General features: G+C 68.6%; 8 protein-coding genes and 1 pseudogene. 4 read left to right on the top strand and 5 right to left on the bottom strand.

The genetic code is table 11. The annotated features are described in order from the left end of the window. Positions 1-264 (bottom strand): annotated as a pseudogene (locus AC1D12_RS11140) (hypothetical protein); the annotation flags it as partial. A gap of 110 nt (positions 265-374) precedes the next feature. Continuing rightward, a complete protein-coding gene (locus tag AC1D12_RS11135) occupies positions 375-1130 on the bottom strand; it encodes a glucose 1-dehydrogenase (protein ID WP_047502083.1) in 756 nt (251 codons plus the stop codon). A gap of 122 nt (positions 1131-1252) precedes the next feature. Here AC1D12_RS11135 and AC1D12_RS11130 point away from each other — a divergent pair, with 122 nt between their 5' ends. Continuing rightward, positions 1253-2152 carry a LysR family transcriptional regulator gene (locus AC1D12_RS11130; RefSeq protein WP_477840424.1) on the top strand — a complete coding sequence of 300 codons (900 nt, stop codon included), beginning with the start codon at positions 1253-1255 and terminating at the stop codon, positions 2150-2152. A gap of 70 nt (positions 2153-2222) precedes the next feature. Here the strand turns inward: AC1D12_RS11130 and AC1D12_RS11125 are convergent, their stop codons facing one another. Then, positions 2223-5219, bottom strand: a complete 2997-nt coding sequence (locus tag AC1D12_RS11125; protein ID WP_477825684.1) for a winged helix-turn-helix domain-containing protein — start codon at positions 5217-5219, stop codon at positions 2223-2225. A gap of 482 nt (positions 5220-5701) precedes the next feature. On the opposite strand from AC1D12_RS11125, the gene AC1D12_RS11120 reads away from it, so the two are divergent. Further along, positions 5702-6034 carry a hypothetical protein gene (locus tag AC1D12_RS11120; protein ID WP_477840423.1) on the top strand — a complete coding sequence of 111 codons (333 nt, stop codon included), beginning with the start codon at positions 5702-5704 and terminating at the stop codon, positions 6032-6034. After that, positions 6031-8466: a WD40/YVTN/BNR-like repeat-containing protein gene (locus AC1D12_RS11115; RefSeq protein WP_477840421.1), complete on the top strand. Its 2436-nt coding sequence runs from the start codon at positions 6031-6033 to the stop codon at positions 8464-8466. Before AC1D12_RS11120 ends, AC1D12_RS11115 begins: the two co-directional genes overlap by 4 nt. A gap of 47 nt (positions 8467-8513) precedes the next feature. On the opposite strand, the gene AC1D12_RS11110 is transcribed toward AC1D12_RS11115, so the two are convergent. Then, the gene (locus AC1D12_RS11110; RefSeq protein ID WP_477827835.1) at positions 8514-9575 is read right to left on the bottom strand and encodes a hypothetical protein; all 1062 of its coding nucleotides are present in this window, start codon (positions 9573-9575) and stop codon (positions 8514-8516) included. Positions 9576-10153: 578 nt separating this feature from the next. On the opposite strand from AC1D12_RS11110, the gene AC1D12_RS11105 reads away from it, so the two are divergent. Further along, on the top strand, positions 10154-12394 hold the full coding sequence (locus tag AC1D12_RS11105; protein ID WP_477840419.1) for a LamG-like jellyroll fold domain-containing protein: 2241 nt from the start codon (positions 10154-10156) through the stop codon (positions 12392-12394). A gap of 29 nt (positions 12395-12423) precedes the next feature. Here AC1D12_RS11105 and AC1D12_RS11100 read toward each other — a convergent pair. Beyond that, on the bottom strand, positions 12424-12811 hold a 388-nt coding region (locus AC1D12_RS11100; RefSeq protein WP_477840417.1), incomplete at its 5' end, for a LysR substrate-binding domain-containing protein.

Below are 12811 nucleotides of genomic sequence, written 5' to 3'. Positions count from 1 at the left end.
GGCCACGACAGGGACCGAGTCGGCTCTTTCGGCAGGCGCTCCTGGTGGCGCACTGTTTGTGCGCCGTGCCTCGAGGTGTGCCAGGCCTTGCGGGCTGACCGCCACCAGCGCCGCTTGCCCTTGCTCGTGAAGGTGATCGACGAAGCCTCGCTTGTTGGCCTCTTCCCAGACGGGCAGGCGTGGACACGACGTACGCCAGGCTTCAAGGACTTCGGCATAGGGGCGCGGATGCGGGCCGATCCAATCAAGGAGGTCCAGGATCAACGGTTCTACGGGGTCAGGCATTGCTACCTCCGCAATTGACAGCGCACGTCAGTGTAGCGAGAGAGTTGCCGCGGTGGCTCGATCGTGCCCGACACGGGCCGTGCGGGCGCTCAGCGCGCCACGTAGCCGCCGTCGATCAGCAGCCCGGTGCCGGTGACAAAGCTGGCGCGGGGCGAAGCCAGGAACAGCACGGCCTCGGTCACTTCGTCGGCCGAGCCGGAGCGACCGGCCGGCAACTGCTGGGTGAAGGCGGTGCGAGCCTGTGCRTCGCCGCCCCATACGCGGTCCTGCATCGGCGTGTCGATCATGCCCGGGTTCACCGCGTTGACGCGGATGCCGCGCTGCACGTACTCAAGCGCCGCGGTGCGCGTCAAGCCCATCACCGCATGCTTGCTCGCGATGTAAGGCGCCAGGTTCGGGAATCCGACCTCGCTGCCTACCGATGCATTGTTGACGATCGCACCACCGCCCGATTGCAGCATCGCGCGGATCTCGTGCTTCATCGCCCAGAACACCCCGCGCACGTTGGTGTTCATGACCAGGTCGTAGTTGTCGCTGTCCTGCTCGGCGAACTCGGCGCTGCGGCCTTCGATGCCCGCGTTGTTGTAGGCCACATCGAGCCGGCCGTGGTGCGAGAGCGCCAGCTGCACCAGCGCGTCCACGTCGGCCTCGCGCGTCACGTCGGTCGGGGCGAACACCGCGTTGCCGCCCTGTGCGCGGATCTGCTCCACCAAGGTTTCGCCCTCGGCCCGGCGGCGCGCGCCCAGCACCAGCTTCGCACCCTGGCGCGCGAAGGCCTGCGCGGCCGAACGGCCCATGCCCGAGCTCGCGCCGGTGATCAGCACGACCTTGTCCTTGAATTCCATTCACTTGCTCCTGTGAGGCGCCGGCGACGTGCCGGCGATGGAAGGCAGTATGGAAACCGGCGTTGATCCTGTGAATGAATACACTGGGAGATCAGAATTCCCAGCAGAGGAATAATCAAGGGATGCTGAACCGTATCGACCTGCTGCGCACCTTTCTCGTCGCATACGAGACGCAGAACTTCCGCGAGGCTGCGATCCGCCTTTCGATCTCGCCGCAGGTGGTCACGCGGGCGGTCAAGGAACTCGAAGGCCATCTCGGCGAACTGCTGTTCCACCGCAGCACCCGCAGCGTGCAACCCAGCGATTTCTGCGAGCGCTTCGTGCCGCACGCGCGCCAGGCGTTGCAGGGCGTCGATGCCTTGTTCGCGGCGGCGATGCTGGCGAAGGATGAGCCCGTCCAGGGCCTGGTGCGCATCGCGGCGCCGACCATGCAGGGTCGGCGCTTCGTGATGCCCCTTCTCGAGCGCCTGGCGCTGCAGCATCCTGGCCTGTGCTTCGACCTGCGGCTGTCCGACCAGGTGATCGACGCGGTGGCGCAGCGCATCGACGTCGGCGTGCGCGCCGGCCGCCTGGGCGACAGCCGCTTCGTCGCGCGGACGGTGTCGGTATTCTCGTTGCGCATCGTCGCAGCGCCGTCGCTGCTCAAACGCATCGGGCCGGTGGAGTCGGTGGCCGGCCTGAATACCCTGCCCACCGCCCAACTGATCAACCGCAACACCGGCCGCCCCTGGCCATGGAGGCTGAACCGCGAGCGCGAGATCCTGCCCGCGCTCCCCGCATTCGTCTCCGACGACGCCCAGGCCGTGTGCGATGCGGTGCTCGCAGGCATGGGCATCGCACAGCTGGCCGGCGTGCTGGTCGCAGACCACTTGCGCGGCGGTGCGATGCAGGAGGTCCTGCCCGAGACGGCGCCCAAGCCCTGGCCACTGTCGGTCTACCGCGTGCAGCGCCAGCCGGTGCCGGCGCGCATCCGCCTGGTGTACGAGGCCCTGCTGGAGGGCTTGCGCGAGGTCGAGAGTTGATGTGGTGAAACGGGCTTGGCCTGAGCGCGTCGCTTGCACGCAGCGAGATATCAGCGCACGGCGATTCCGATCATGGCGCAGACGCGGATTGGTTCGTTCGACCGGTGCTGTCCGGCCTGCCGTGGCCGGCGTCGGTGATGCGCGCCTTGAGGTCCGCCGCCAGATCGTGGTCGGGGTTCTGGTCGAGGATCACGTCGAGGATCTGCATCGCAATGCCGGCGCGGCGATCTTCGACGGCACGAGACGCGAGGTCAAGCATCTGCGTCATCCACACGCCCTCGTCGGCGGCAAGGGCGGGTGCCTCCGCGGCGTCGGCCACCAACCGCGAGAGCCTGGCGGCCAGCCGCCGACCGAGTGCCGCCGGCGACCGGTCGCGGAGGCTGCCTTCGATCCGCGCGGCGGGCGTGGTCAGCACATAGTCCAGGGCCAGGGCGGCGTCCCGGCGCATCAGGCGGGCGAACAGGACGTGCGCGCCAGGGCTGCGGATGCCGATCGCAGCCGCTATCGCATCCGGCGTTGCGGCGAGGGCGTCGTCAGCGCCTGCCTTTGCCTCGGCGTCGGACATGCGCTTCAGCCGTGAGTGCACGGCCAGGGCGTAGCCGAGGACGTCCAGTGAGTACCCGAGTTCGCGATCATCGCGATCGGCGCCCGGCTTCCCGCCCGATGGCGGCAGCGGCACGATGGCCAGCAGGCGCTCCGGTGTCGCGTGCGGGTCGGGCAGCAGCGCCGCGGCGATGTCATCATCGGCCTCCACGTGCGTATCGGCCAGCAGCCGGTAGCCTTTGCGATAGACGGTGTGGACCCGTACCGCGTGCGTCTTGCTCCGCCGCATCGCCTGGCGGATCTTGGTGATCGCTTGCGCGACCACTTCCGGCGACACTGTCGCCCTGCGCCACACCGTGTCGAGGAGCTCGTCCAGAGTCACCACGCGATGACGATTGCGGTACAGATGCACGAGCACGTCGAACGGTCTTGGCTCGAGTGTCTGGCGCCGTCCGTCGACCCACAGTTCCCGTCGCTCCACGTCAAGCACGCAATGGGAGAATCGGTACTCCCGACGCATCACGCCGTTCGGTGGCGCCATCGGCATCGGGTGTTCGCGCCGCGGATCGATGGGCACTGCTGACAGCTCCCGTCCGAGCCGGCGGAAGAGGGGCAGCGCGGCCGGCGCAGTCGTCAGCCGCGCAAGCAGTGCCTGGGCCTCCGGTTCCTGCTGGTGCCAGCGTGCCAGCAACGCGCGTGGGTAGAGCAGGTTCGCGGTGGTGCTCTCGTCCTGCAGGTGGGCCTGCGCGTCTGCGCGCTCGAGTTCAGCCTGTGCGGCGGCCAGGCGCCCACAGCGCACGAGAGCCTCGACGAGCCACGGCAGCAGGGGCGCCTCGGCAGCGCGATTGCCTTGAACGCGGCATTCGGCCGCCGCGCGCAGGAAACAGTCGGCCGCCTCGTCGACGCGACCGGCTGCCATGGCGGCATGCCCGTGGGCCTGCCACAGATAGCCGTCCTGCATCCGGTCCGGCCGCGGCAGAAGCGACAGCAGCTCCGCAGCGGCATCCGGACGGCCTTGCAGACGATGGAGCAGGCTGTGAATGTTGACCACCGTGCTCAACAGGCCCACATCGACCTCGATCGCCAGCGCGGTGGCGGTGGCCTCCTCCGCACACTCGCGCGCCTCGTCAAGGCGGTCCGCGTACACCAGTTCACCTGCAAGGTTGAGGCACACGCTCACCAGTGCGGTGTTGGCATTCAGCCTGCGGGCCGCGTTCGCAAGTTTTCTGTTCCAGCGGATGGACTGCTCGGCGTGGCCGGACAGCGAGGTCATGATCGCCCGCAGCCACAGCACGGTCAGCAATCCCCACTGGCTGCCGATGCGCGTGAAGATGGCCTGGGCCTCGTCGAGCCGTGCCTGAACGGAATGCAGCTCGCCGAGGCGGCATTCGACGGATGCCAGCAGCGTCAAGGCGTGCCCCTGCCAGTGCGGCGGCATGCAGCCGCGGCCCAGCACGAGGGCGTGCTCCAGGCTCTGCGCCGCCTCACGCAATCGGCCTTTCACGTGGTGCAGCGTCCCGAGATGCTGTTGCCCTTGCGCTTCGAGACACCGGTCCTGGCCGCGTCTCGCGGTTTCCAGCAGCCGGGCCGCGGTGCGAGGTCCGTCATCGCTGCCGCAGACGGCCTGTGCACGCAGCAATTCCAGATCGAGCCCAGGAAACTCCGGCTCCAGTTGCTGAAGCAGCGCAAGGGCCCGCAGCGCTGCAGGATGTCGGCTCATCGCAGCGGAGTGCCTGGCCCGCGCGAACAACTCGATCGACAGCGGCGAGCAGCCGCTCATCCCGTGGGCCGAGGCTCGGCGCCTGCCATCGCCCAGCACCGTCTGCCGCAAGGCCGCGATGGCGGGCAGCACGAGCCCTGCTGGATCAGCAGCGTGGATCGCGATGACGCTCTTCCTGCCCTGGTCGTGGACGTTCAGCTCGAGCGCGAGTTCGCCGCCAGCGAGCCTCAGTGAGCCGACCACGGCACAGCGCGCGCCGGCGGCGCGCAACATCTGCAGCATGCGGACCTGCCCTTCGGGCCAGGACGTTTCCAGCGACAGTGCGTCCTGGACCTGGATGCGCCTGTCGATCGACAAGCCGTGCGCGATGCAGGCGACCAGGCCGTGCGTCGCCCAGTGCAGGCTCGGCCGCCCGGTGTGATTGCGCAACGGGCCGATGATCACCGAGGGGACGCCCTCGCGCGGCAGGTCCGCCGCAGCGGGCTGCGATGCCGGTGCCGAGGGGACGTCGAAGATGTAGCCGACCCGCGGGATCGAGCGGATGATCGGCTGCGGCCCGTCGTCGCCGATGGCCCGGCGTGCCGCGCGGATCGCCTGCCGAAGCGCGCCTTCGGATACCGCCCCCTCGGGGCGCAGCGCAGCCACCAGCTCTTCCTTCGTGACCACTCGATGGCGGAAGCGGGCCAGCCGCTCCAGCACGCGCCACGCCCGAGGCTCCACCTTCACCGCCTCCCCGTGGCGAAGCACACGCCCTCCGAGCAGGTCGAGCGACCCGCCGGGCAGTGTGATGACAAGCTCGCTCATCGCGCCGGTGCGTGCCCATGAGGGCGTCGCGCTGCAATCGGCTGCAGGGGGGCAGATCGGGAATCAGGGAGGAAGAGGCTGTGCATCGTCGGCGTCCGGTTTTGAGGCCTCGCCGGAACGGCGCAGTGTCGGTGCGCCGCCATCGTCGGGCCGCGGCGCGGACCTGCTCGTCGGCAGAAGGCGATGGCATGAATTGTTGCTTGTTGCGCAAGCTGGTCGGCGGCCTCGGCGGCCTGCGTCGGTAACAGTTCTTTTCGGCGCCCGCTCCGTAACGGTTCGATCAGGAATGCGGGCCGCCCTGTGCCGAGACTGCAGCGCCATGAACCATTCACACTTCACTTCGCGGCAGCGCGTCGACACGCCCTTGCCAGAGTCGTTTCCCCTCGTGACCCGGATGCTGCAGGCAGAGCTTGCGGATGTGGTGCCAACCGCGACACGCTGCCTGTCGGCTGGCCTCGTGGCACTGCTGGTGGGTTGTGGCGGTGCCAACGGAGGCGACGCCGCCTCCCCGGTCTCGTCTGCGCCGGCACCTGCACCTGCGCCTGCGCCTGCGCCGGCTCCTGCGCCAGCACCTGCACCCGCACCTGCACCTGCACCTGCACCTGCACCTGCACCTGCACCTGCACCTGCACCTGCACCTGCACCTGCACCTGCGCCTGCGCCCGCACCTGCACCTGCGCCTGCGCCCGCACCTGCACCTGCGCCTGCGCCCGCACCTGCGCCTGCGCCTGCGCCTGCGCCTGCGCCTGCGCCTGCGCCTGCGCCTGCGCCTGCGCCTGCGCCGGCCGCCGTGCCGGGGGCTGTGGGAAGCGTGAAGGCGACCGACGCCGGGGCCCAGGTGACCGTCAGCTGGGCCGCCGTGTCCGGAGCCACCGCGTACCGGGTCTACCGGTCGACAACGCAGGGCCAGCGAGGCACGCTGATCGGCTCGACGTCCTCGACGAGCCTGGCCGACAGCACCGTCGTCAATGGCACGACGTATTACTTCGTGGTCACGGCCTCGAACGCCACCGGGGAAGGTGCGGCCTCCGCGGCGGCGTCCGTGACCCACGGCACCGCCTGGACCAACGCGAAGTACGGCGGCGGCGGCTACGTCACCGGTCTCGTCTTCCATCCCACGTCCGCGAACGTTCTCTACGCACGCACCGACGTCGGCGGCGCCTATCGCTGGAACCAGGCCACCAAGGCCTGGGTGCCGATCACCGACGGCTTCAGCGGCGCCGAAGGCTCCTACCACGGGGTCGAAAGCATCGCGCTGGACCCGAACAACGACCAGGCCGTCTACCTGGTCGGCGGCATGTACGCCTCGGCGGATGCCACCGCCCGGCTGTACCGCTCCAGCGACCGCGGCGACCATTGGTCCCACGTCGACCTGCCGTTCTCCGCGGGTGGCAACAACAACGGCCGGGCCATCGGCGAACGGCTGATGGTCGACCCGAACAAGCCGTCGACGCTGTTCTACGGCTCGCGCACGGCCGGCCTGTGGAAGAGCGCGGACTCCGGCGCCACGTGGGCGCAGGTCAACGCGCTGTCGTCCACCAAGATGAGCGCCGACCAGATCAACGCGGCGGGCGGCCAGGTGATGGGTGTCGAGCTGGTGGTCTACGACACCGGGACCCGGGGCACGGGCACGGCGACCTCGACCCTCTACGCCGCCATCGCGCCGGACTACGTCAGCGTGGCGGGCCTGGGTTCGAACCTGTACAAGTCCACCAACGGCGGGGCATCGTGGACTGCGGTCTCGACGCCGGTGTCCGGCTCCCACATCCCGCACATGGTGCGGGCCGCCGACGGCAAGTTCTATGTGGTGTTCACCCAGGGCGCGGGCCCGAGTTCGCCCGGTCCCGCCCGTCTCTACAAGTTCGACGGCGGCAGCACCTGGACCTTGCTCAACAGCAACGACGCCTCCGGTTATGGCGGCCTGTCCGTCTTCGGCACCGGCTCGACGGCGCGCATTGCACTGGGCGTGACCAACACCTGGGGCAACTACAGCGGCCAGAAGATCGTCCAGCTGTCCGATGACGGCGGCAGCACCTGGCGCGAGATCGCGGCCACGATGCCGCATACGCCGGCCGACGACGGCTTCTCCGGCTGGATCGACGACGTCGAGATCGATCCCTCCGACCGCGACCACGTCCTGCACGTGTACGGCGGCGGCATCTGGGAAACCCGGAACGCCTCCTCGGCCACGCCGAGCTGGACCTTTGCCGTCGACGGGCTCGAGGAGACCTGCGCGCTGGCCCTCAGGACGCCGCCGGCCGGCGCGCCCTATCCGGTGATCTACTCAGTGGGCGACGTTGGAACGTGGGTCTACACCGACCTCGCGAAGAAGCCGACCCAAGGTCCTTCCACCCAATGGAGCAACGGCAATTCGTCCGACGTGGCGTGGTCCGATCCGCTCTACATCGCCGGGGTCGGCCTGCTGAACTCGAGCGGCAAGGGCACCGGCTTCTGGTCCGGCGACGGCGGCAAGACCTGGGCGACCTTTGCCTCACTCGCCGCCGGCGGCGTGGCCAACACGAGCGAAGCGTCGAACATCGCCGTCACCGCGCGCAACAAGGCCGTGTGGGCGCCGGCCGATTCGGTGCCGTCGTACACCACCGACAACGGCGCCAGCTGGACGGCCACCAACCTGCCGGCGCTCACCGTCATCGGCGGGTTCCCTCGCAGCTACCGCATGGTGGCGGACCGCAAGAACGCGAACAAGGTCTATGCCTACGACTCGGGCGGTGCCTGGTGGGGCACGCCGGGCAAGGTCTACGTCTCGACCGATGGCGGCCACAACTTCACGCTGAGCCCGGGCTCGGTGTCTGCCAACCTGCGCGCCAATCCCTTCGGGAACACGTCGATGGCGGTCAACCCCAACGTCGAGGGCGACCTCTGGCTGGCCGACGGCAACGCCGTGTATCACTCGGTGGATTCGGGCGCGAACTGGACGAAGCTCAGCAACTTTGCGTCGGTCTGGGGCAGTCGTGACCCCGGGCAGTGGCCCGAGGTGCAGGGCGCCAGCGTGCTGGCATTGGGCAAGGCCAGGGCGGGCGCCGCGTACTCGGCCGCGGTCTACGTGGTGGGTGCGATGAACGGCGTGTGGGGCGTGTACCGCTCCGACGACGCCGGCACCAGCTGGCAGCGCTTCAACGACGATGCGCACCAGTTCGGCGGCATCAACCTGATGGCGGCCGATCAGAACCTCTACGGACGGGTCTACACCGCCGGCGGCTGCCGAGGCTTGTTCTACAGCAACTGAACGCACGCATCCTGCCGCCCCCTCGGGGGCAGGCAGGTCGAAGGCCTTCAGTGAGCAAGCGCGGCCGGGTTTGCCAGGTACGCCTTGAACGTGCGGGCGAACTGTCCACCGTCGGTGGTGATGTTGGCCGAGGTGCTCCCGCCGCCACTGAACACGATCCCGAACACGCCGATGGCGGTGTACTGCGTCGGGTTCGTGAGCATGTAGTGGACGTGGTTGTCGCGGAAGTGTCCGGGAGTGCCGCCGGGGGTCGCCGAAGGCACGCCCATCGGCGTCTGCCAGTACAGGATGGGCAGGTTCCCGAGCACGCTTCGCGCGGTGCTCCACTCGTCGAGGTTCTGGCGGAAGTTGGGCGTCGCCACGTTGGCTTCGTCCCAGTAGAACGGACCGTTGCCTCGCCCGGCGCACTCGTCGGGGGGCGGGCTGACTTCCATGCAACCGGCGTCACGGTCGACCGTCTGCGCCACGATGAAGTCGGCCTTGTCCGCCCCGAGCTTCAGCATGAAGTTGCCGACGGTGGTGGCATCCCGTCCCCAGAAGGACGGCGGAAAGCCGATCTTCGCCTTGGGTGCATAGGTCCGCCCGAGCGTCAGCAGGCAGCGCGCGAGCCCCGTGACGTCGTCCGGTTGGCCTGCGCATTCGCTCACCGTGCTCACGCGCGCCGGCACCTTCGTCGGGTCGCCGCCGGGAGCACCTGTCAGCACGAAGCCCCAGAAGTCCGGTTCCAGGTTGACGAGCGTCGGTTGGTCCGTCGCCCCGATCTTCTGGTACATCAGCCTGACCTGTGACCAGTAGCTGGCCATGAAGCTTGCGTCGTTGATGGCGCTGAGGTTCCCTTCGCCCCTGGAGGCCATCTGGTAGAGCGTGAACAGGGGCACGGCGCCGGCCGCCTTGGCGTTCGCGGAGGCATAGGTGACGTAGGCCCCATCGGGGCTGTTCCAGTACGGCCACGAACCATCTCCCACCCCGACCAGGTACGTGTCGATGATGTCCGGTCGAATCTGCTGGCTCGTCATGTCGGCGATCTTGTTGCCGGCACCCAGGCCAACCAGCAGCCGACCGGGTACGCCGAGGCTGGCGTTGATCGAAGCAGGCGGCGCAGGCGGCACAGGGGCGGCAGGAGGCGCAGGGGCTGCAGGTGGTGCAGGAGGAGGCGGAGTTCCGGAAGAGGGCGGGGGCGCCGCATCGGAACCGGAGGACGATGCCCCGCTCCCGCCACAGGAGACGACACCAGCCATCATGAGGGAGAGCGCCACCAGGCGGACGGGGGCGGCGTTCAGTGCGTTCGGCATTTTTTCCTCTTTGAACAAACAAGAAACTTCATTCATCGTGCGCGTCGAATTGCAGGACAGTCGGATCGCCGCCACACCGAGGGAGGCGTCGACGAGCAGGAGCTCGTTGTGCGGCAGTGACCTTGTTTGTCAGACCGGGCCCGCCCTTCGACGCGCGACACGGCGCCGCTGTCAAGGATGGTCAGGTGTGAACGCAATTCGCATGCGGTGCGCGGCTCGTGCCGCGCTCTCCATTGCATGAGAGGTTGAACATGCAATCCCCAGGCCACTTGAGGCGATGCGTCGGAAAAAAAGCAATCCTTGCACGGTACGGACCGGCCGTCACAGCTTCGTCAGGACGGCGCCGATGTTTTGCGCTAGCTTGCCGACCTCTACGGAAAAACAAGGAACCCCGCGTGTCCAAGACATCCCCGGAAGCCACTCGCGTCGACGAGTTGCCGCATCGCACGCGGCGCGCATTCTCATTCGGCCTGGGTCTGTTTCCCTTGCTTCCCGCGCTGCCGCTGCTGCCGGGCTGTCGTGACGGCGACGATGAGGACTCCGGAGATGCCGGTGCTGCCGGCCTGCGGACCCCGGCCTCGGTGAGCGGCGCCTTCCGCCACCCGGGCCTCTTGGTCACCGAAGACGACGCCACGCGCATCCGCGCGCACATCAAGGCAGGCCAGGAGCCGTGGACGGGATGGTGGAACAAGCTGTGCGCTGAGCGCAACGCCTCCTTGGACGCCAAGCCCAATCCGCAGCCCGCGGTCTACCGGGCCGATAGCACCAAGTACGCGCTGTACGGCGACATCGCGCGCGCCTGGACCCTGGTACTGCGCTGGAAGCTGTCCGACCCCCAGGACAACCGCTATGCCGACAAGGCGGTGGAGTTCCTGGACGCCTGGGCGAACACGCTGAAGGAGGTCGGAACGGTGCCTCCCGGATCGACCGCCCATGACGACCACACCTTCATCATCCTGGCCGGCATACAAGGCCACCAGTTGGCGCAGATCGGCGAGATCCTGCGCACCTACCCCGGCTGGGCGCCGCAGAGCCAGAAGCGCTTCCAGGAGATGCTGCTCAAGGTCTTCGCCGGCATCTCGCAAAACCGCCTCAACGGCGCGGCGCTGGGGTCCCACGCCAACTGGGACCTGGCATCGCTGTGCGGTGCGCTGGCGATCGGCGTGTTCTGCGACCGGCCCGACCTCTACCGCCTGGCCTGCGACTACTACGCCGGCAACAACCGCGGCAAGCTGAGGATGTTCGGCAACGGCTCCATCGTGCACAGCGTCTACTACATGCACCCCGGCCATTTCGGGCAGTGGGAGGAGAGCGGCCGCGACCAGGGCCACTCGACGCTGGGCATGTCGCTCGGCGGCGACCTGCTGGAGATGGCCTGGAACCAGGGCGACGATCTCTACGGGCTGTACAACAACCGCTTCCTGGCAGCTGCCGAATATGTCGCGCGCTCCAACCTGCTCGACGAGAACGGCAAGACCTACCCGATGCCCTTTGCGCGCGAACAAATTCCGCCGGAGCCTCACACGGCCCTGTGGACCGAGGTGAACCAGTCGTTCCAGCACGGCCGCAATGCGTGGGAGCCCATCTACAACCACTACGTCAACCGCCTGGGGCTGGCAGCGCCCAACGTCACGCGCATGGCCTTGCAGTGCGAGCCGAAGTACGGCGGCAGCAGCGACGACGTGTGGTGGCCGACGCTGATCCATCGCCGTCCTGGCTATTCCGAGACGATGAAGCCGGCATCGGGCCTCACCGCCCATCTGCGCGGCGACCGCGTCGTGCTGTCGTGGTGGGGCAGCCTCGGCGCGACCTCGTATGCGGTCAAGCGAAGCGCACAGGCGAACGGTCCCTTCACCCTTCTCGGCACGGTCTCGGCGAGCGAACTGCTCACGTACAGCGACATGCCGGCCAACGGCGTCTGGTTCTACCAGGTCACCGCCCAGGGCACCGGTGCCCCGGGCACCGGCTCCAACGTGGCCCGCATCGCCGTTCCGGGCGAGCCCCGCCTGGCCATGCCGCTGAACGGCGTGAACAACTCAGGCACGGCTGGCACGCTGTTCAGCGCCGCCGGCACCTCGGGTTCGGTGCAAGGCACGCTGCTCGACGGCGCGGCCTGGGGCGACGGGCGTCGCAACGACAAGGCCCTCGTGTTCGACGGCAAGAAGGCGGGCCTGCAGCTGCCGCCGGGGCTGTTCGGCGACCTCGACGATTTCAGCGTGTCCCTGTGGGCCTACGCGAATGGGCTGCACTGGGACACCTGCATGTTCTACGCGGGGCAGGACGGATTCAGCTACATGTGCATCGCGCCCCAGAGCGGCGGTCAGGGCGTGCTGCGCTTCGTGATCGCCGGCGCAGGCCACAACGACTCGCAGGTGGTGGAGGCGCCGAGTGCCCTGCCTGTCAGGCGCTGGGTCCATCTGGCGGTCACGCTGCGGGGCAACACCGCGCGGCTGTATCTGGACGGCACCGAAGTGGCGAAATCCGACGACATCCTGCTGTCGCCGCGCCAGGTCGGCGACCAGGTGGCCTTCCTGGGTCGCAACTGGGGGCATCCGTCGTTCGACGGCCGCATCCAGGACTTCCGCGTGCATGCGGGCGCGTTGAGCGCCGCAGAGGTCGCGGCGCTGGCGCGGTGAGTCTCCCGGCCGAAGCGCCGGGCTGGCAGCTACGCGGTTCGTCCAGTCCTCCGCCCGGCCTTCACCTCGCCGAAGAGATCGAACAACTGCTGCGCCGCAGGTGACAGCGGGCGCCCGCGACGCCAGATCAGCCCGACCTTGCGGGTGACCACGGGATCGACCAGCGGCAGGCTCACCAGGAGTGGGTGGTCAGGGCCCGGCATCGCCATCGAAGGCACCGCAGCGACGCCGAGCCCGGCCTCGACCAGGCCGAGTGTCGTCGTGACGTGCTGCGCCTCGTAGATGGCCTGCGGGCGACCGGAGACACCCGCCAACGCCTGGTCCAGCAACACCCGGTTGCCGGACGAGCGGCCCACCGAGATGTAGTCGTAGTCGCTGAGCTGCGCCCAGCTGACGCGGCGCAGCTTTGCCAGCGGG

The sequence above is a fragment of the Rhizobacter sp. P1_G5 genome, assembly GCF_056405435.1.
Note: the sequence above shows the minus strand (reverse complement) of the source record. Positions and strands in the feature narration are given on the sequence as shown.

Excerpts from the sequence above, each read along its gene's own strand:
- AC1D12_RS11125 (WP_477825684.1), bottom strand. The coding sequence starts at position 5,219 with ATGAGCGAGCTTGTCATCACACTGCCCGGCGGGTCGCTCGACCTGCTC.
- AC1D12_RS11130 (WP_477840424.1), top strand. The coding sequence starts at position 1,253 with ATGCTGAACCGTATCGACCTGCTGCGCACCTTTCTCGTCGCATACGAG.